Genomic DNA, 20,930 nt, shown 5'->3' on the forward strand with positions numbered 1-20,930 from the left:
GGAGATTACGATGGAGTTAAGCAGAAAAAATATTATTTTAACAGGTGCATCCTCAGGAATTGGAAAAGAGATACTTAAATTGCTTCTGAAATATGATGCAAAAGTGATTGCAGTTGGAAGAAACAGTTCAAAAATACAGGCTGTAAATAATAAGGTCATTCCTTATACCTGCGATGTATCAAAGAAAGAAGAGATAGACCGGTTATTTGATTTTGCACAGGAGAAGCTGGGAGTTATCGATATTTTTATTGCTAATGCCGGCTATGGTGTGTGTGAGGATATTAATGAAGCAAATTGGGAAAAGATCGATGCAATTTTTCGAACCAATGTTTACTCGCCTATCTATTCACTAGAAAAAATGAGAGTTCTAAACCGAAGTCGAAAATACAGTGTCGTAATAACCTGTTCCGCCGTAAGTGAAGTTCCGTTGCCTGGCTATTCAATTTATTGTGCAACCAAGCATGCCATCAACGGTTTTGGAAGAGTATTTCAATATGAGACAAGAAAAAATGAAATTATTTCTTTTGTTTACCCTATTGCTACAAAAACTAATTTTTTCAAGCTGGCTGCTGATAAAGCTCCCATACCTTGGCCGGTACAGGCTCCCGATCAAGTAGCAAAAAGTGTGATCAAAGGGATTCAAAAGGAAAAACGATTTATCTATCCATCCAAACACTTTGCCATTGCCAGAATTTTAATTCGAATTTTTCCATTTACAAACGCATTTTACGCTAAAATTCAGAAAAAGAAATTTATGAAATGGGCTAAATTATAATATAAATTTATTTTTATTAAACAAAGCAAGAAATATTAAAAATATATAAAATAATAATATATAATTTATATACAATTAACAAAATCGGATCAAATAAACTAAATCTATAGACATATATATCTTTTTGTGTTACAATATGGAACGAGTAAAGTATGTGAAAAAATAAATAGGGAATAAGAGTTTTTATACTTTATTCTAGCAGCAGGTCTGTTAATAAAGTACACAAGCAGTCCACGCATTTTCTGCTATATGACATTTAAGCAAAGCATAATATGAATGCCTAATTGAACTAAGAGTGAATTATTGGAAGAAATAATCACAATAGCAGAAAGAGTGGACTGTTTTTGTCTAAAAAAATAAGGGGGAGGAAAGATTTTATTTACACTAAAAGATTAAGTAGGGGAAAACATTTTTGAAGGAGGATTGAAATGAAAAGGAAATACAAAATATTTTTATTAATTATTTCATTATTAGCAAGCAGTCTGTCTGGTATGCCTGCATTCGCAGCTACAAGTACAATTGCTAAATCAGTGGGGAATTCAAATCCACTGATTGATCATCATTTAGGAGCGGATCCGTCAGCACTCACCTATAATGGCAGGGTCTATCTTTATATGTCTAGTGATAATTATGAATACAACAGTGACAATACAATTAAGGATAATTCATTTGCTAATTTAAAAAGTGTAAATGTTATATCCTCTGACGATATGGTGAACTGGACAGATCATGGTTCCATTCCGGTAGCAGGTGCCTATGGAGCCAACTCAGGTCAGGGCATCGCAAAATGGGCAGGCGCCTCTTGGGCTCCCGCAGCTACAGTGAAAAATATTAATGGCAAGGATAAATTTTTCTTATACTTTGCAAATAGTGCCGGAGGTATTGGAGTACTTACAGCGGATAGTCCAATTGGACCATGGTCTGACCCAATTGGCAAAGCATTGGTCACATTAAGTACACCTGGAATGTCCGGAGTCGTATGGCTGTTTGACCCAGCAGTGTTTGTGGATAGTGATGGAACAGGATACTTATACTGTGGAGGTGGTATTCCTGGTGATTCAAATCCAACACAAGCACAAAGAGCCAATCCCAAAACTGCCAGAGTGCTAAAATTAGGTTCTGACATGACAAGTATTGTTGGAAGTGCAGTTACAATCGATGCACCTTTTATGTTTGAAGATTCAGGAATTCATAAATATAATGGAACTTATTATTATTCTTACTGTATTAACTTTAGTGGTACACATCCAAGTAATATTCCGGCAGGAGAAATAGGATATATGACTAGCTCAAGTCCTATGGGACCATTTACTTATAAAGGACATTTTTTGAAAAACCCAGGTGTTTTCTTTAAGTCAGGCGGAAATAATCATCATTGTGTTTTCAATTTGAACAATGAATGGTATGTCGTATATCATGCTCAGACGGTCAGTCAGGCTTTATTTGGTGCCGGTAAAGGTTATCGCTCTCCTCATATCAATAAGCTGGTACAAAATCAGGATGGAACGATTCAAGAGGTTGCAGCAGATTATAAAGGAGTTTCCCAAATTTCCAATCTAAATCCATACAATCGAGTTGAAGCTGAAACGATTGGCTGGAACGCAGGCATTCTGACTGAGAAGTGTTCTGCAAGTGGCGGACCGGTAAGTAATCAAGACGTTACAAGTATTCATAACGGTGACTGGATTGCTGTTGGCAACGCTGACTTTGGTTCTGATGGAGCTAAAACAGTGAAAGCAAATGTGGCCTCCACTGTAGGGGGGAAGATTGAAATTCGTCTTGACAGTGTAACAGGTTCACTTGTAGGTACCCTTGATGTACCGTCAACCGGAGGAACACAGACTTGGAAAGAAATTGAGACCACAGTAAGTAATGCAACGGGCGTACATAATGTATTCTTTGTATTCACCGGAAATGGTTCTAATAATTTATTTAATTTTGATTACTGGCAATTTTCACAAAATAGCAGCAATAATGGAACCACTTACGAAGCTGAAGGAGATACTACATTCACAAATGCTGTCGTAGAAACACTGAATTTAGGCTATAACGGTACTGGCTATGCTAATTTTAATGGTTATTCAGATGCAGCCATTCAATGGAATAACGTTTATTGTGCTTACGATGGAACGAAAAATGTAAAGTTTCGTTATGCTCTTGAAAAAGGAGCAAGAAATTTGGATGTATATGTAAATGGAGCAAAAGTTAGCAGTGATGTATCTTTTGAAGCAACAGGCAGTTGGTCAACTTGGGGGGAAAAGACGATACAAGTAGCTTTAAAAAGCGGATCAAATACATTAAAAGTAGTAACTACTGGTACAGAGGGGCCAAATATAGATAGTATCACTGTATCAGCTAAATAAATCTTGTCTGTTCTTTACTGCAAAGGGGGTGGTTGGAACAGGTGATTTAAATTACTGCTTCATTGAGGCGGCGTTTCTCGGGGTCTATAAGTATGAAAATTTATAATTAATAAGGAGGAAATATGATAAAAAAACATTTAAAAAAATCACTCAGTATGTTATTGGCTTGTGCCATGGCATTACCACTTATGCTGACAGAACCAGCATCGACTGAAGTTATGGCGGCAAGTAATGTAACCGTTAACTTATCTGCGGAAAAACAAGTAATCCGTGGCTTTGGTGGAATTAACCTACCTGCATGGGTTGGAGATTTGACTGCAGCACAAAGAGAGACTGCTTTTGGTAATGGAGATAACCAGTTAGGTTTTACTATTTTAAGAATTTATGTAGATGATAATAAAAATAATTGGTACAAAGAAATAGCAACTGCAAAAAAGGCTATTGAAAAGGGAGCAATTGTTTTTGCATCACCTTGGAATCCTCCAAGTGAAATGACAGAAACATTTAATCGTAATGGTGATACAACTGCAAAACGTCTTAGACATGATAAATATGCGGCATATGCTCAACATCTGAATAACTTTGTTACTTATATGAAGAGTAACGGCGTAGATTTATATGCGATATCCGTTCAGAATGAGCCTGATTATGCTCATACATGGACATGGTGGACTGCCGCAGAAATACTTGACTTTATGAAAAATTATGCTGGCTCAATCAATTGCAGAGTGATTGCTCCCGAGTCATTTTCTTACGTAAAGACAATGTCCGATCCAATTTTGAATGACTCTACAGCTCTTGCAAACATGGATATTCTTGGCGCGCATACTTACGGTACCAGTATTAGTAATTTTGCATATCCTCTTTTCAAGCAAAAAGGCGCTGGAAAAGAACTTTGGATGACAGAAGTATACTATCCAAACAGTAACAATAATTCGGCTGATCTTTGGCCGGAAGCTTTGGATGTTTCTTACCATATTCACAGTACAATGGTAGAAGGTGATTTTCAAGCATATGTTTGGTGGTATATTCGTAGACAATATGGTCCAATGAAAGAAGACGGAACAATCAGTAAGCGTGGATACAATATGGCTCATTTTTCTAAATTTGTCCGACCAGGATATGTAAGAGTTGATGCAACAAAGAATCCTGCTACAAATGTTTATACTTCAGCATATAAAGGTGATAATAAGGTTGTTATAGTTGCAATTAACAAGAGTACATCTACAATATCTCAAAATTTTGTACTTCAAAATGGATCTGCAACCACTGTTTCTTCATGGGTAACTGACAAAACAAGAAATTTAGCTGCTAATTCAGCAATTTCAGTTTCAAATGGCTCTTTTAAAGCTAGTCTTCCGGCACAAAGCGTTACTACTTTTGTAGCTGAGCTAACTGGTAGTGGAAGTACTCAAACCGGTACTGTTTATGAGGCAGAGTCAAATACTACTTTAACAAATGCTAAGGTAGATACTTCAACTAGTGGTTTCACTGGAAGTGGATTTGTTAATTTTAATGCAAATACTGGTGCAGCACTTCAATGGAACAGTATTTACTGTTCTTATGATGGAACCAAAAACATAAAATTCAGATATGCATTAGCAAGTGATACCAGAAAACTAGACGTATATGCAAATGGAACAAAAGTTAACAGCGATGTTGCTTTTACAGCGACAGGTAGTTGGTTAACCTGGGGTGAAAAGACAATTCAGGTAGCTTTAAAAAGCGGTGCGAATACCTTAAAAGTTGTTACAACTGGTACAGAAGGTCCAAACATAGATAATATTACTGTATCGGCTGCTCAATAATGTTTTTAAAGCAGAAAGCTTAAACATATGAGGCTGTCACAAATAAAATAAAAATAACAGGAAGTAATAAATCAAATCATAACGTTTCTGATATTCTAATTTTATATTGTGACAGCCTATTTTTACAGACAGGGTAATTCTAAAAAATTTTCCATTCTATAATTAAAAAACTTCATTCAAAATAAAGGAGAAGCAGTTTATGAAAAAAAGAAAACCATACTATATGATATGTGCGAATTTGATGATATTATCATTAACTCTTTCTGGTTTTATTCCAGCAGATGGTGCTGCAGCAAACTCTGTTGAAATCCTACAAGAATTTGACATGGAGCAGGTAAAAATTACTGACTCTTATTATGTAAATGCATTTGAGAAAGATATGACCTATCTCTTGTCGCTTGATGCAGACCGGCTTATGGCTGGTTTTAAAGCTGTGTCAGAAGGAAAAGATCCAAAAACTGCAACCGGATTAAATCTGTATGGAGGTTGGGAAGGCAGTTGGAGTTTATTAAGGGGACATACGTTGGGACATTATCTGACTGCAATGGCACAGGCCTATAAGCAGACGAAAAATGATTATTCAATACAAAATTCGCAGATTAAGAAAAAAATAGATTATATTATGACTCAACTAAAATCATTTCAAGACAAAAGTAGTACCGGATATTTATTTGCATCGCCTGAAGGACATTTTGACATTATTGAAGGCAAAGCAACCGGTGACAGTTGGGTACCTTGGTATACCATGCATAAGATAATTGCAGGTCTTGTAGATGTATATAAATATGAGGGAAATGAAATTGCACTGCAAATAGCAAGTAAACTGGGAGATTGGACTTATAATAGGACTTCAAAGTGGGATAGCACACTTCAAAGCAAAGTACTTGGAGTAGAATATGGAGGTATGAACGATTGCTTGTACGAGCTTTATAAATACACCAATCAAGCAAACCATTTAACAGCAGCACATAAGTTTGATGAAGATTCCTTGTTTACATCGATTTCCAATGGCAAGGATGTGCTTGAAAACAAGCATGCCAATACACAGATACCCAAATTTGTTGGAGCATTAAACCGCTACCGAACCCTTGGAACGTCTGAAAAATTCTACTATAATGCGGCTCAGCAATTCTTTGCCATGGTAGTAAAGGATCATACTTATGTAACAGGTGGAAATAGTGAAAATGAACGCTTTCGAGCAGCAGGACAACTAGATTCCACAAGAGATAATTTAAATAATGAATCGTGTAATTCCTACAATATGCTCAAACTTTCAAGAGAGCTTTTTAAGGTGACCGGAGATGTACAATATGCTGATTATTACGAAAATGCATTGATTAATGAAATTATGTCAGCTCAAAACCCTGAAACAGGTATGACTACCTACTTTAAACCAATGGGAACCGGATACTTTAAATTATTTGGTTCAGAAACAAATTCCTTTTGGTGCTGTACAGGCAGTGGTATGGAAAATTACACAAAGCTTAATGACAGTCTATACTTTCATAATAATTCTGAGCTTTACGTAAATATGTACCTAAGCTCTACACTAAATTGGGCAGAAAAAGGACTTTCCCTTACACAAGAAGCTAATTTGCCTTTATCTAATCAAGTACTTTTTACGATTAACAATGCACCTTCTTCTTCTTTAAATATTAAATTCAGATCACCTTCCTGGATTGCATCTAATCAAGAAGTGACGGTTAAAGTTAATGGGACTGCATATAGTGTAACAAAGTCAAATGGTTATTTAAATATTAATAGAAACTGGAAAAGCGGTGATAAGGTAGAGTTGACTTTCCCAATTGAGGTAAAAGCTTCCAGACTTGCGGACAATCAAAATTCAGTAGCATTTACGTATGGTCCACTTGTTTTAAGTGCAGGGCTTGGTACGGAGCAAATGGTATCCACAGGTCATATGGCATCTGCTAAAGCAACGATACCTGATGGTGTTACAATTAAGGATTATATTCTTATAAAAGATGGTGAATCAGTCGATGAATGGCTGAAAAACATTAAGAGTAATCTGGTTCAAACGGAAGGTAAGCTTGAGTTTACACTTCGAAATACTGATTCAGACGATAATTTGAAATTTACGCCTCATTATCAAAGATATACCGACCGATATGGCATCTATTTCATATTATCTGCACAGGATTCTGACTCAGTACAGGAAAATATTATAAACAACAAAGCGGCTGCAAAAAAGGAAGAAGCTACCATTGATGATGTACAGGTTACAAATGATCAATTTGAATTGGTACACAACTTGCAAGGTAATTCATCAAGTGGTACCTATGGAGGCTATAATTATCGTCATGTCTATGGTACAACAGATGGTCAGGGTTGGTTTAGCTATGATATGAAAGTAGACTCTTCTTGCACCAATTATCTGTGTACGAAATACTACAGCAAAGATGCTGGAAGAACCTTTAACATTTACATAGACAATATGCTTTTAAAGGAAGAAACAATTCAGTCTAAAAATCCAACTGGTTTTTATGATGTTTCTTATCAGATACCATCCCAAATGATAGCAGGTAAATCAAAGGTTACAGTTAAATTTGCCAATCGGGGAAACAGTTATGTAGGTGGAGTGTTTGAAAATGTAACCATTATGAAAGCTTATAGCAATAATGCCAAGTTATCACAAATAACCGTAAATGGCATGTTAGCTAATCTTTCTGGCACAGAATATACTAGCTTAGTAGATACAAATGCATCCCAAGCTGAAATTAAGTTTACACCCGTACAAAAGAATTCACTGGTTTATGTGGACAACATTTTGATTGATGATACTATTACAAGAACGGTGGAGCTTTCTTCAAAAACCACTTCATTGACAATAAAAGTAGTGGCAGAGGATGATACAACCTCTCAAAACTATACATTAAAAATTGATAAGGGCGAACAAAATACAGGTACTACTTATGAAGCAGAGAAAGATACTACTCTTACAAATGCGATAGTTGAGACTACGAATTCAGGCTTTCGTGGTAACGGATACATTAACTTTACCGCTAACTCTGAGGCAGCTATTCAGTGGAACAGCATTTACTGCGCTTATGACGGAACCAAAAATGTAACGTTTCGATATGCCTTAGAAAAAGGAACCAGAAAACTAGATCTCTATGTAAATGGAACAAAGGTAATTAGCGATGCCACCTTTGATGCAACCGGAAGTTGGACGACTTGGAATGAAAAAACATTGGAGGTTGCCATGAAAAGCGGTACAAATACCTTGAAAGTAGTAACAACTGGAACAGAAGGCCCTAATATTGACAATGTAACAGTAAATGCAAAGCAATAGGAATATGAGCATTTGGTAAAGCGGTCAAGTCCCTCGTGAGTGAGGAATTAGGGAGCTAAAGCGGACTTATCCGCTTTGTTCTATAATAGGAAATTCCGAGAATTTCCTATTATAGAAACCCTCTGGGGGAAGGCACACCACGTGGATAGGAAGTTGTTGCTACGCAACTCGCGTGGGCGCGAGAGTGTCTACAAAGCAGACACTTTGTTCCAAATTTGTCTTTGGATTATATGGGAAATGTGATTGTAAATGTAGTCCCAATAGTTAATTTACTGTCTACTTTTATTTTACCTCCTGATAAATCTACGATGTGTTTTACTAACGTAAGCCCTAAACCATTCCCTTCTGATAAACGGGATTTGTCCGATTGATAAAACTTTTCAAATATATGTCTTTGCATTTCAGGAGATATTCCAATTCCGTTATCAGAAATGGAAATGGAAACAGCGTAGTCTGTTTTATAGGCGTTAATCTTAATTTCACCATTCTTTGGGGTAAATTTAATTGCATTGTCAATTAAATTAATAAAAACCTGCATCATAAGCTCTTCATTTCCATAAAAAATGATTGGGGAAAGTTCAAGCTCTAAATTAATATTTTTTTCATTCCATTTATTTTCTAACAAAAGAAGAGACTGGCGAATTTGTTCATCAAGAGAAAATAGTTTTTTTATCAATATTCGATCCTGATTTTCTAATTTTGAAATTTTCAAAATATTACTGGTTAGGTTGGAGAGCTGTCTGGTACTCCCCATAATAATATTGATATAACTTTGTTTTTGTTCTGTGGTTAAATCTTCTGACTGTAGCAAGGTAACATAGCCATCAATCGTAGAAAGTGGTGTTTTAAATTCATGTGACACATTTGTAATAAAATCGTTTCTTAAAGTTTCAATACTCGATAGTTCAGCAACCATTTTATTGAAATTTTTTGCCATTTCATTGATTTCGTGGATTTTTTGATTTTCCTCCAGTTGAATTGTAAAATCTCCCTTAGCCACAAGATTAATTGCCTTGCTGAATTTTCGGATTGGTTTTAATATAACATTACCACTCAGCATTGAGAAAATAGTTCCAACACAGGTACTTAGAAGAAGGAGTAAAAACATAGGAGTAATCGGACTTTTATCTGTAGGAGCTAAATACCCCAGATGTATCATAAGAATAGCTATGATACCAATTAATATAGTGGAAAACAGCATGATAAAAAATACAGTTAACACGAAGGTCAGCCAAAGATTAATATTGCTTTTTCTAAACATTTTTTTTCACCACTTTGTAACCTAATCCCCGAACAGTAATAATATCAAAATCCTGATTTTCCTTAAAACGATCTCTTAATCGGTTCACATGAACATCAACGGTACGTTCATCAGATTCACTATCCATTCCCCAAATTTCATCCATAATACTTTGACGGGTAAATATTTTATTTGGATAGGATGCTAATTTATAAAGAAGATAAAATTCCTTTTGTGGAAGCAGTATCGGTAATTTATTTTGAAAAACAGTTAAGGTATCATACTCAAGTATCGTCGAACCAATCGTCAATTTCCTTTCTGTAATAATCTGGGCACGGCGCAGCAGTGCCTCTACACGAAGCACCATTTCATTAACATCAATGGGTTTTACCATATAATCATCCGTTCCAGACAGAAAACCTTTTTGCTTATCCTGAAAGCTTTCCTTTACAGTAATAAGAAGGATAGGTATTTCATAATGTGCGGCTCTAAGTTCTCTGGTTAACTCATAGCCATCCATATTTGGCATCATAACATCTGAGATTAATAAATCAACATAATTCTTGTCCATACAATCTAATGCCTCATAACCATCCTTAGCATCAATAGTTTGATAACCATTTTTATTTAAGACAGTACAAAATAACTTGCGTAAATTATCGTCATCTTCTACAACTAAAATTGTAAACATAAAACACCTCCGTTTTGATAGACTTTAAACACTCCGATTTGACTACTCATTCAATCTTATATCGTATTGTACATGATTATAAAAGAATAACACAAGTTTGTAAATCAAATATAAATTAAAAAAATTAGTTTAAACTGAGTTCAAATTCGTTTGCTATCTTATTCAAATCAATTAAAAATGGAGGATATTATTTTGAATAAGTTAAAAGAAGTAATACATAAAAAAGGAAACAGTACGAATAAGAAACATTCTAAAAAATTCGTTGTACTTTTAGTAACTGTTGTGCTTATCATAGCAGGAGTTTTTGGAGTAAGCACGATTCTGGCAAATAAAAAGAAAAATCTACAAAAAACAAAAATTGAAACAGAACTGATTGAAAAGAGATCGCTTACAAACAGCATTAGTGCAACAGGAACAATTCAAGCAAATGACTCACAGGAAGAAGAAACATCTCTTACCAATTATGAAATCACCTCAGTGAATGTAGAGGTAGGCGACCGCGTAAAGACAGGCGATATATTATGTACCTTAGATGTCAGTGATATCGAGGAATCATTGGGAACAGTACAAAAGAGCATTGAGGTTGGTGAAAAACAAAATGATGTGAGTACACAATCTGCTGAACGTTCTTTAAATTATGCACAAGAGACTATGGATGCACAGGCTTCACAGGCAGATAGCAATGTATCAACAGCAGAGAATAAGCTTTCAGAAGCACAGAGTAATCAAAGTGATATTGAAAGTGAGTTAGAATCTGCAAAAGATAAGGTGTCCAGTACAAAAAAGACCTATAACAGTACAAAAAAAACATATGCAGCGTTAGAGGAAGATTACAACGTAAAGAATACGGCATACGAAACAACACTGAAGTCATCAGAGGCGGCGCAGGCAGTCGTAGATAATTTAAATTCGCAAATAGCAGCAACTTCTGACAGCACAGTGCTTACGGACTTGACAAATCAATTAACAACCGCCAAAGAAGATTTAGCAGTAAAATTACAGGCAACAAGTGACTCCAAGTCTCAATTGTCTGGTATAGAAGCTTCCTATATGGAGGCAAAAACAGCCTATGAGTCAGCAAAAACAGCTTACGAGACAGCAAAAACCAATCTATCTACACTTGAGACTCAATTAGATGCTGCCGAAACAGCCGTTGAAACGGCTCAAACCGCATATGACGGAGCAATATCAGAACGTGATAATACCAATCGTGCCAACGAGAATACAGTAAATTCTCAAAAGGAAAATTTGTCCTCAACTGCACTTACCAATGAAACTAATCTGGATTCTAAAAAGACTGAGTTAAAAAATTACGAAGACCAGTTAGAAAAAGGGAATGTCACAGCAAAAATTGATGGTGTTGTAACCGCAGTGAATATAAGTGCAGGAAATACCTATACAGGCGAAACTATGTTTATAATTGAAGATGACAGCGCTTATCAGGTTGAAGCAACTGTAGATGAATACGATATTGGTGATATCTATACGGGTATGCCAGTTATTATAAAAACCAATGCAACGGATGATGAAGAATTAAAGGGAACGATTACCTACATTTCACCAACACCAGAGTCACAAACCACTACAACAAGCAGTGATGTAAACTATATTGTTAAAGTATCAATTGATAGTACGAATGATAAAATAAGACTCGGGATGACTGCAAAGTTAAGTATCATAGTAGATTCCAAGGATGATGTTTATGCCGTTCCTTATGATGTGATAACCGAAACTGCGGATGGTCAGGGAACTATTCAGGTATTAAAAGAAAGTAGTGGAGAACCAGAAACAATAACCGTAACACTTGGTATGGAAACAGACTATTATGTTGAAATTAGCAGTGACCAGATTACAGAGGGCATGTTTGTAGTAGTACCTTCTACCGGTACCGATACATCGGAATTAACTAATATGGGACCAATGGGAGGATTTTAGGAGGTATAGAAATGTCAAAAATTATACAGTTAGACAATATTATTAAACGATTTTATATTGGTGAGCCTAATGAGCTTCAAATTTTAAATGGTATCTCACTTTCTGTAGAGGAAGGGGAATTTCTATCCATAGTAGGTGAATCAGGTTCGGGAAAAAGTACACTAATGAATGTCATTGGTATTCTGGATCGTCCTACAGAAGGAAATTATATTCTTGACGGTGTTGATATCAATGCGGCAAAAGACAATGAACTATCTAAAATACGAAATCAACGGATTGGATTTGTATTCCAGACTTATAATCTTGTTTCAAAAACAACTGCATTAAAGAATGTAGAGCTTCCAATGCTTTATGGAGGAAAAAAGAAAAAAGAAAGAATCGAAAGAGCAAAGGAACTTTTGGATTTGGTTGGGATTGGGGAACGTATGAAACATAAACCCGAAGAACTTTCAGGAGGTCAAAAGCAAAGAGTTGCAATTGCAAGGGCTATGGCGAATAATCCTTCCATTATTCTTGCAGATGAACCAACCGGAGCTTTAGATTCTCAAACAGGTCGTATGGTAATGGATTTATTTCACAAGCTAAATAAGGAACAAGGTAAAACGATTGTTTTAATTACTCATTCAAATGAGTTAGCCGAGGAGACAGGTCGTATCATTACGATTAAGGATGGCAGTGTAAAAAATGAAAGAAAGGGGGGGATTGACTTATGATGCTGATTATGGAAAATATATTATTGGCCGTTAACAGCTTACTGGCCAATAAAATGAGAGCGCTTCTGACCATGCTAGGTATTATTATTGGCATTGGTTCAGTAATTGCAATTATGACAGTAGGAAACTCTTTGACCAATTCAGTATCTTCCTCGATGGAATCAATGGGAGTAAATAATATTACAGTGGGACTTCAGCAAAAAAGTGAAGAGAAAGAGGTAAATGAAAGCGGTGCAGTATTTGGTAATACAAATTATAGTAGTGCAGCGGCCACAGATAAAGATTATCTGACCACACAAATGATTGAAAAACTATGTGAAACCTATCCTGATTCCATTGAAGCAATCTCTGCCAGCATTACAGTTGGAAGTGGACAGTCCAAATCTGGAAACACATCTGCAAATACACAAGTAATAGGAACAAGTGCAGGCTATTTTGTTGCAAGTAACCTGACCTTTTTAAAGGGAGGCACGTTCTCAGAAAGAGACTATGACGGAGCTAAAAAAGTAGCAATTGTATCTGATAAATTTGTTAACAACATGTTTGATGGAGACAATGAAAAAGCATTAGGAAGTGAAGTCGAAGTAAAAACAAACGATAAATATATTGGATATACCATCGTTGGTGTATACAAATATGAAGAATCCAGCTTAGGCTTTTCTTCTGCTTCGGATGACACCGTTACGACTAATATGTATATTCCGTTAAAAACAGCAATCAGTTTAGATCATAGCACTGGTTTTTCACAATTTTCGGTTGTAACTAAAACAGGTATTGATTCAACAAACTTTGTCTCTCAGATTGAACGCTTTTTTGAACCATATTACCGCAATAATAATGATTTTGAAGTAAGTGCTTTTAGTATGGAGTCAATAGTTTCAACGATGATGGATATGCTTTCTACCATTACAGTTGCGATATCAGTTATAGCAGGAATTGCGCTTTTGGTAGGTGGAATCGGAGTAATGAATATAATGCTTGTATCAATCACAGAACGTACAAGAGAAATTGGTACCAGAAAAGCACTTGGAGCAACGAATGGCTCGATCCGGCTGCAATTTATCGTGGAGGCTGTTATTATCTGTTTGATTGGTGGTATTTTGGGAATTATTCTAGGCGTTATTCTAGGTAATGTTGCAGCAACGATATTAGGGTATCCTGCCAGTGCATCTGTTACCAGCATATTGATCTCACTTGTTTTTGCAATGACCATAGGAGTATTTTTTGGATATTATCCGGCAAATAAGGCTGCAAAAATGAATCCAATTGAAGCACTAAGGTATGAATAAAATAATTTATTGAAGTGGAAAATGTCACTGTGTGACAGCATTCGGCGCGGCAAAGCGGTCAATTCCCTCGTGAATAAGGGATTAGGGAGCTGATGCGGACTTGTCCGCTTTGTTCTAATAGGAAAAACACTATATTAAGCTCTTATGCGATCCAATATCTACGATGCGTTGATTGCATTTTGCCACTCGTTCTATTATGATAAGGTAATGGAGGCGAAAAAATGAATAATCAAAATGTAGGATTGTTATTGCGCAGTCTGCGTCAAGAAAAAAACATGACGCAAAAGCAGATTGCCAATATGATGCATATAAGCGATAAAACAATTTCAAAATGGGAACGTGGATTAGGATGTCCTGATGTATCTTTGCTTGGTAAACTTTCCAATATATTGGAAGTGAATATAGAAAGAATGCTAGCCGGTAATTTAGAACAAAATCAAATCGAATCCGGAAATATAAAAAGAATCAAATTCTATGTGTGTCCAAACTGTGGAAATGTAATTACAAGTACAGGTCATTCTGAGATTTCTTGCTGTGGGCGTAAATTGTTTGCCCTTAAGGCAAATGTACCAGACCAAATGCATCAAGCCAAAGTGGAGGAGATAGATGGAGAATACTATGTTACCTTTCAACATGAAATGAGCAAAGCACATTATATTTCCTTCCTTGCATACGTTACAGGGGATAGCATTTTACTTATAAAACTCTATCCAGAGCAAACTGCATCTGTGCGTTTTCCAAAATTAAATGGTGGTAAACTCAAATATAAAAATGGCGGCATATTATACTACTATTGCAGCCAACACGGGCTTTGGATTTTATCATGAATAGTGTTAATTAAAAAATACAATGTTATTTGAAAGAGGGGTCTGTATTATGGAAAAGCTTACGAAAAAAGAATTAAAACAACAATATAAAGATAGAGAAGTAATTGGCGGAATATACTGCATCAAATGCAATGGTAATGACCATAAATGGATTAAGTCAACAAAAGACCTGCAAAGCGCAAAAAAGCGCTTTGAATTTTCCATTATGATAAATTCTTGTCCTGAAATAATTATGGATGTAGATTGGAAACAGTATGGAGCTAGCTCGTTTTCTTTTGAAGTACTGGAAGAAATGAAAAAGAGTGAAACTCAAACTCTTCGTGAATTTTCAGAGGATATAGCTGTTTTACTGGAAATGTGGCTGGAAAAGTAAAAGCTTTTAAAATTACCCCTAGTCAAACTCTTAAACTTAGTATAAAATAAATATAATAATAGTTATTATTATTGAATTAATTACTAAGAGAGGATGAACAAGATGAACATCAAAATTAAAAAGCGTAATGGCTGCTATGAACAGCTTATTGTTGAAAAGACAAAGAAAATGGTAGCATACGCTTGTGAGGGCTTGGATGGCTGTAATCCGATTGAACTTGAGATAGATTCCAATCTACAATTTCACGACGGTATGAGCACGAAAGAAATTCAGCAGATTTTGATTCAGACAGCAATTGAAAAAGTAATACAGACTACGAAGGATATCAATGGAGCGATGATCAAGCAGACAAATATAAACTGGCAGTATGTGGCGGCAAGATTGCTCATGTCAGATCTTTACAAAGAGGCAGCTATCCATCGTGGCTACGACTATTTTGGCTATGGAGATTTCACACAACTGATACATCAATTAACCAAGCTTCACTATTATGGAGAATATCTGGAAGGAGAATACAGTACACAGGAAATAAAGGAGTTAGGAGACTACATAAAGCCAGAGCGAGATTTGCTCTTTAATTACGAAGGACTAAAGCTTTTAGCCGACCGTTACTTAATTCGTGGATTTCATAAAGAAGTGTTAGAGCTTCCACAAGAACGTTTTATGGTAATTGCAATGCATCTTGCCATACCTGAAAGGGAAAAAAGGCTTTTCTATGCCAGAAAATTTTATGATATATTAAGTGAGCTTAAGATGACGACTGCAACCCCGACTCTGGCAGGTGCCGGAACACCGTTTCACCAATTAAGCAGTTGTTTCATTTGTGTAACGGGGGATAATTTGTGGTCTATCTATGATGTCAATCAAAAGTTTTCCAGTGTTTCTAAGCATGGCGGAGCCTTGGGTATTTATCTTGGAAAAATAAGAGCACTTAACAGTGAAATCCGAGGACATAAAAATGCATCCGGTGGTGTTATCCCATGGATACGTTTATATAATGATACCGCCGTTGCGGTAGATCAACTGGGGCGCAGAAAAGGAGGAGCCTCCATTACGCTGGATGTCTGGCATCAAGACTTGTACGAATTCTTGGAGTTGAGAACCAATAATGGGGATGACAGGAGGAAAGCTCATGATATCTTTCCATCTGTCAGCATTCCAAACATCTTTATGGAGCGTCTGAAAGCAAGAGGCAATTGGTCTTTATTTGATCCGTATATGGTTAATAAAGTGATGCGTTTTCATTTAGAAGACTTTTACGATGAGGTAGATAATAAAGATTTCACCAAGCGTTATCTAGCTTGTGAAGCAAATGAACAACTTGGTAGAATCACCGTAACAGCGCTTGATATTATGAAAAAAATTATGAAAAGTGCTGTCGAAACAGGAACTCCCTTTATTTTCTTTCGAGATACTGTAAATCAGGCAAATCCTAACAAACACGCCGGTATGATATACGCTTCCAATTTGTGCCATGAAATAGCTCAGAATGTGAGTGAATCCACATTTATTGATGAAGTGGCAGAAAATAAAAACGATCATTTTAATGTAATTAGACAAATTCAATCTGGTGATATGGTAACCTGCAACCTAAATTCTGTAAATTTAGGACGAGTGAACTTGGAGGAGCTGAAAGAAACAATTCCACTGCAAATTCGTATGCTAGATAATGTCATTACTCTGAATCAGACCCCCGTTGCAGAAGCCAAAATAACGAGTGACAAATATCGAGCCATCGGACTTGGAACAAGTGGCTATCATCACTATCTTGTAAAACACAAAATTACTTGGGAAAGTGAAGAGCATTTCAAAGAAGCCGATCAACTATACGAGGAAATCGCCTATCAGGCAATTAAAGCTTCGATGGAATTAGCCAAAGAAAAAGGTGCGTATCAGGCATTTGAAGGCTCGGAATGGCAGTCGGGCAAATATTTTGAGAGAAGAAGCTACGATTCAAAACGGTGGCAAACACTTAAAGAACAGGTACAAAAATATGGACTTCGAAACGGCTATATTATGGCAGTAGCTCCAACCGGAAGTACCTCCAACATAGCCGGTACAACAGCCGGAATCGATCCGATATTTAAGAAATTTTTTATAGAAGAAAAAAAGGGAAGCTTTACACCAAAAGCAGCCCCAGAGCTTTGTGAAGAAAATTTTTGGCTCTATAAAGAAGCACATCATATTGACCAGCGGTACAGTATCAAAGCATGTGGAGTAAGACAACGCCATATCGACCAGGCACAATCCTTTAATCTATATATTACACCCGAGCTAAAAGCAAAGGATATCTTGGATTTATACATAGAGTCATGGGAAAACAAGATTAAGACAATATATTATGTAAGAAACCAGTCTCTTGAAATGGATGAATGCACGAGTTGCTCAAGCTAAGTAAAGAAAGGAAGCCAAAGGTATGAAAAAAAAGAAAATATTTAATGAATACGGAATACGAGGAACCGAGTCATTAATCAATGGAAACACTACGAATTTAAGGGAATGGAACCGAATTAAATATAACTGGGCAAATGTCCTTTACCGAACTATGTTAAACAACTTCTGGATTCCAGAAGAAATCTCATTAAATGAGGATATTAAGCAATTTCCGCTGCTGACAGATGGGGAAAGAAATGCCTTTGATAAAATCATTTCTTTTTTAAATTTTCTAGACTCTGTGCAAAGCGAAAATCTACCCAATCTCTCCAGATATATCACGGCGGCAGAGGTTTCTTCGCTGTTGAATATTCAGGCTTTTCAAGAGGAGATACACGCTCAAAGCTATTCTTATATCTTAGATACAGTAACCAATCCAATCACGCGGGATAAGATTTATGATGAGTGGAGAGAAGACAAGCACCTCTTGAGACGAAACCAGTATATTGCCAATATTTATCAGGAATTTAATGAAAATGAAACGATAGACAATTTTATTCGTGTGGTGATTGCCAATTATATATTAGAGGGAATTTATTTTTATTCAGGCTTTAGCTTTTTCTATACTTTGGCAAGGCAAGGAAAGATGACTGCCACGAGTACGATTTTTAAATACATTAATCGTGATGAGATTACACATTTGGTTTTATTTCAGGATATCATTAAAGAGCTTAGAAATGAAAATCCAAAAATATTTACACAAAGGCTTCAAGCGGAAATTCGTGAAATGATGAGAACAGGTGTAGAACATGAAATAAGCTGGGGACAATATGTAACCAACAATGAAATACTTGGAATTAATGATGGTTTAATTGAAAAATATATTCAATATCTGGGAAATCAAAGACTTAAGGCAATTGGATTAGAAGAGCTATATCCAAATATAACAGAAAATCCAATGGCATGGATAGAAGGCTTTTCCAACCTAAACAGTACAAAAACGGATTTTTTTGAAGCAAAAGTAACCAATTACACAAAAGCAGCGATATTTAATTTTGACGAGCTGGAATAGAATGTAATAGGATACTAATATATGTTTCTAAAATCACTTACAAATATATGTTTTTAAAATCACTTACATATTGTAATTGATTGAATATTGTGATAAAATAAGTCATTATAATTTAGGAGAACTGATATGAGTATTTATAGAAGTGATAAGATAACAAGACGAATGAGCTCTGTACAATTAAACACGATGAAGCATTGTGCAGAGTATAGCGATAGAATAAGCTTTTAATTTTCATCGGGAAATATATCAATCAGACATGTCTTTTGCTAAAGAAAGACATTAGAAACGGAATTTTTCGTTTTATTTTGATACCTATTTCCCTGTGCTATTAATGTTTATCAGGCTGTGGACAATGTTTTGTCCATGGCCTTTTGTTGTATTAGATTCATTGGATTTAATCATTAAGCAAAAGGCAGATACTTTTTTTGTATCTTTGCCCTTTGCTTTTTTTATTTCATAAGACCTTATGGGGACTTATCCGCTTTGTTATTTATAGGAAAGACCTTGTTGTTATCGTACAAAAGTATTGATTATCATAAAGAAGTTATAGTAAGGAAAGGATTATTAAAATTATGAGTTTATTAAATATTATGGAATTAACACATTCATTTAGCGATAATTTGATTTTCAAAAACACAGAATTATCGTTAAACAAAGGAGAGCATATTGGAATCGTTGGTCAAAATGGAACAGGGAAAAGTACCCTTATCAAAATTTGTATGGGTCAAATAATTCCTGATATAGGAAGAATTGTATGGCAGCCAAGGATTACCGTGGGCTGCCTGGATCAATATGCTCAGATAGATGAGAATATGACAATGGAAACCTTTTTAAAATCAGCGTTTCTTAAGCTATATGAAATGGAAGAAAAAATGAACAAACTTTATTATCAAGCTGCTGCTGGTGATAGGAACCTTTTAGAGCTTGCTGCACAATATCAAAAGCAATTGGAAATGAACGATTTTTATTCAATAAATACACAGATTGAACGTGTAGCAAACGGATTGGGACTTCTGGCTTTGGGACTGGAGCGTCCTATTGAGCTAATGAGCGGGGGACAGCGAGCTAAGGTAATTCTGGCAAAGCTCTTACTTGAAAAACCAGATATTTTACTCCTTGATGAACCCACAAATTTTCTTGATAAGAATCATATTATGTGGCTATCTGACTACCTGTCTAATCTTGAAAACGCTTTTATGGTGGTTTCACATGATTACGACTTTTTGGAAAAAATTACGAATCGCATTTGCGACATTGATAATAAAAAAATAACAAAATATTATGGAACCTATTCAGAATTTCTTAAAAAGAAAATGCTTTTGAGAGAGGATTATATTCGGCAGTATTCTGCTTGGCAAAAGGAAGTCAAAAATACGGAAGAATTTATTCGCAAGAATATTGCAGGAAGAAAGTCAAAAATGGCAAGAGGGAGACAAAAACAACTTGACCGTATGGATAAAATGGAGGCATTGAATCAAAAAGAAATAAAGCCTTCCTTTCATTTTAATGAAATTTCATTAACAAATACGAAACATTTAATAGTAAAGCATTTATATGCTGGATATCATAAAGCCATTTTGTCAGACATCAATTTCTCGATTAATGGCGGGCAAAAAGTGGTGATTACAGGTTTCAATGGAATAGGAAAAACTACTCTGCTTAAAACACTAGTAGGGCAAATCTCGTCTATACGAGGATCGTTTGCTTTCTCTGAGCAAGTGAAATTTGGGTACTTTGAACAGGACTTAAAATGGCAGGACGAAACACAAACACCTATTCAAATTATTTCCGAGAACAATCCATCCCTTGTCATAAAGGAGGTGAGAAAGCATCTTGCACGTTGTGGCATTTTGAATCAACACGCAGTGCAAGCAGTTGGGACTTTGAGTGGAGGAGAGCAGGCGAAGGTCAGAATGTGTATGCTGCTGATGAAACCTTGTAATTTTTTGATAATGGATGAACCGACCAATCATCTTGACATACAAGCAAAGGAAGCTTTGAAAATAGCCTTGTCTCATTTTTCAGGTACAGTATTATTAGTCTCTCATGAGGAAGCTTTTTATCGGGATTGGGTGCAGAAGGTTATTGACATAGAAAGGTCAAACAAATAAAACAAAATGCAAAAAACAAGTACAATTATTATGGATAAATATGTGATATA

14 protein-coding genes are annotated in these 20,930 nt (G+C 35.8%); 12 read left to right on the forward strand and 2 right to left on the reverse strand.

Going from position 1 to position 20,930, the window contains the following annotated elements:
* The first annotated feature begins 10 nt into the window (after positions 1-10).
* The 4 genes from C8E03_RS01375 (at position 11) to C8E03_RS01390 (ending at position 8,256) form a co-directional block, all read left to right on the forward strand.
* Entirely contained in the window at positions 11-775 is a 765-nt protein-coding gene (locus C8E03_RS01375; protein WP_094376796.1) for an SDR family NAD(P)-dependent oxidoreductase, read from the forward strand.
* Between the two features lie 428 nt (positions 776-1,203).
* Positions 1,204-3,138 (forward strand): carbohydrate-binding protein, encoded by a 1,935-nt coding sequence (locus C8E03_RS01380; RefSeq protein ID WP_110290076.1) that lies wholly within the window; start codon positions 1,204-1,206, stop codon positions 3,136-3,138.
* 122 nt (positions 3,139-3,260) lie between these two features.
* Positions 3,261-4,946, forward strand: coding sequence for a carbohydrate-binding protein (locus tag C8E03_RS01385; RefSeq protein ID WP_110290077.1), 1,686 nt, complete (start codon positions 3,261-3,263; stop codon positions 4,944-4,946).
* 199 nt (positions 4,947-5,145) lie between these two features.
* Positions 5,146-8,256, forward strand: coding sequence for a beta-L-arabinofuranosidase domain-containing protein (locus tag C8E03_RS01390; RefSeq protein ID WP_110290078.1), 3,111 nt, complete (start codon positions 5,146-5,148; stop codon positions 8,254-8,256).
* A gap of 226 nt (positions 8,257-8,482) precedes the next feature.
* Here C8E03_RS01390 and C8E03_RS01395 read toward each other — a convergent pair whose 3' ends face one another.
* Both C8E03_RS01395 and C8E03_RS01400 read right to left on the reverse strand, forming a co-directional pair.
* Entirely contained in the window at positions 8,483-9,517 is a 1,035-nt protein-coding gene (locus tag C8E03_RS01395) for a HAMP domain-containing sensor histidine kinase (protein WP_110290079.1), read from the reverse strand.
* Positions 9,510-10,187, reverse strand: a complete 678-nt coding sequence (locus C8E03_RS01400; protein ID WP_110290080.1) for a response regulator transcription factor — start codon at positions 10,185-10,187, stop codon at positions 9,510-9,512. Before C8E03_RS01400 ends, C8E03_RS01395 begins: the two co-directional genes overlap by 8 nt.
* A gap of 192 nt (positions 10,188-10,379) precedes the next feature.
* On the opposite strand from C8E03_RS01400, the gene C8E03_RS01405 reads away from it, so the two are divergent.
* From C8E03_RS01405 to C8E03_RS01440, 8 genes are all read left to right on the forward strand, one after another.
* Positions 10,380-12,122, forward strand: coding sequence for an HlyD family efflux transporter periplasmic adaptor subunit (locus C8E03_RS01405; RefSeq protein WP_170122860.1), 1,743 nt, complete (start codon positions 10,380-10,382; stop codon positions 12,120-12,122).
* An 11-nt stretch (positions 12,123-12,133) separates the two neighbouring features.
* Positions 12,134-12,835: an ABC transporter ATP-binding protein gene (locus C8E03_RS01410; protein WP_110290082.1), complete on the forward strand. Its 702-nt coding sequence runs from the start codon at positions 12,134-12,136 to the stop codon at positions 12,833-12,835.
* Positions 12,832-14,124 carry an ABC transporter permease gene (locus tag C8E03_RS01415; protein WP_242993333.1) on the forward strand — a complete coding sequence of 431 codons (1,293 nt, stop codon included), beginning with the start codon at positions 12,832-12,834 and terminating at the stop codon, positions 14,122-14,124. Before C8E03_RS01410 ends, C8E03_RS01415 begins: the two co-directional genes overlap by 4 nt.
* Positions 14,125-14,345: 221 nt before the next feature.
* A complete protein-coding gene (locus tag C8E03_RS01420; RefSeq protein ID WP_094376804.1) occupies positions 14,346-14,951 on the forward strand; it encodes a helix-turn-helix domain-containing protein in 606 nt (201 codons plus the stop codon).
* Between the two features lie 49 nt (positions 14,952-15,000).
* Positions 15,001-15,324 carry a GIY-YIG nuclease family protein gene (locus C8E03_RS01425; protein WP_094376805.1) on the forward strand — a complete coding sequence of 108 codons (324 nt, stop codon included), beginning with the start codon at positions 15,001-15,003 and terminating at the stop codon, positions 15,322-15,324.
* A gap of 102 nt (positions 15,325-15,426) precedes the next feature.
* Positions 15,427-17,718, forward strand: a complete 2,292-nt coding sequence (locus C8E03_RS01430) for a ribonucleoside-diphosphate reductase subunit alpha (RefSeq protein WP_110290083.1) — start codon at positions 15,427-15,429, stop codon at positions 17,716-17,718.
* 22 nt (positions 17,719-17,740) lie between these two features.
* Positions 17,741-18,769: a ribonucleotide-diphosphate reductase subunit beta gene (locus tag C8E03_RS01435; protein WP_110290084.1), complete on the forward strand. Its 1,029-nt coding sequence runs from the start codon at positions 17,741-17,743 to the stop codon at positions 18,767-18,769.
* A gap of 572 nt (positions 18,770-19,341) precedes the next feature.
* Positions 19,342-20,880, forward strand: a complete 1,539-nt coding sequence (locus tag C8E03_RS01440) for an ABC-F family ATP-binding cassette domain-containing protein (RefSeq protein WP_110290085.1) — start codon at positions 19,342-19,344, stop codon at positions 20,878-20,880.
* The last annotated feature ends 50 nt before the right edge of the window (positions 20,881-20,930 follow it).

The organism is Lachnotalea glycerini (assembly GCF_003201285.1).
Taxonomy (GTDB): Bacteria; Bacillota; Clostridia; order Lachnospirales; family Lachnospiraceae; genus Lachnotalea; species Lachnotalea glycerini.

Coding starts and splice junctions, on each gene's coding strand:
- C8E03_RS01390 (WP_110290078.1), top strand. CDS start 5,146: ATGAAAAAAAGAAAACCATACTATATGATATGTGCGAATTTGATGATA.
- C8E03_RS01385 (WP_110290077.1), top strand. CDS start 3,261: ATGATAAAAAAACATTTAAAAAAATCACTCAGTATGTTATTGGCTTGT.
- C8E03_RS01395 (WP_110290079.1), bottom strand. CDS start 9,517: ATGTTTAGAAAAAGCAATATTAATCTTTGGCTGACCTTCGTGTTAACT.
- C8E03_RS01400 (WP_110290080.1), bottom strand. CDS start 10,187: ATGTTTACAATTTTAGTTGTAGAAGATGACGATAATTTACGCAAGTTA.
- C8E03_RS01430 (WP_110290083.1), top strand. CDS start 15,427: ATGAACATCAAAATTAAAAAGCGTAATGGCTGCTATGAACAGCTTATT.
- C8E03_RS01425 (WP_094376805.1), top strand. CDS start 15,001: ATGGAAAAGCTTACGAAAAAAGAATTAAAACAACAATATAAAGATAGA.
- C8E03_RS01410 (WP_110290082.1), top strand. CDS start 12,134: ATGTCAAAAATTATACAGTTAGACAATATTATTAAACGATTTTATATT.
- C8E03_RS01440 (WP_110290085.1), top strand. CDS start 19,342: ATGAGTTTATTAAATATTATGGAATTAACACATTCATTTAGCGATAAT.
- C8E03_RS01380 (WP_110290076.1), top strand. CDS start 1,204: ATGAAAAGGAAATACAAAATATTTTTATTAATTATTTCATTATTAGCA.
- C8E03_RS01420 (WP_094376804.1), top strand. CDS start 14,346: ATGAATAATCAAAATGTAGGATTGTTATTGCGCAGTCTGCGTCAAGAA.
- C8E03_RS01435 (WP_110290084.1), top strand. CDS start 17,741: ATGAAAAAAAAGAAAATATTTAATGAATACGGAATACGAGGAACCGAG.
- C8E03_RS01375 (WP_094376796.1), top strand. CDS start 11: ATGGAGTTAAGCAGAAAAAATATTATTTTAACAGGTGCATCCTCAGGA.
- C8E03_RS01415 (WP_242993333.1), top strand. CDS start 12,832: ATGATGCTGATTATGGAAAATATATTATTGGCCGTTAACAGCTTACTG.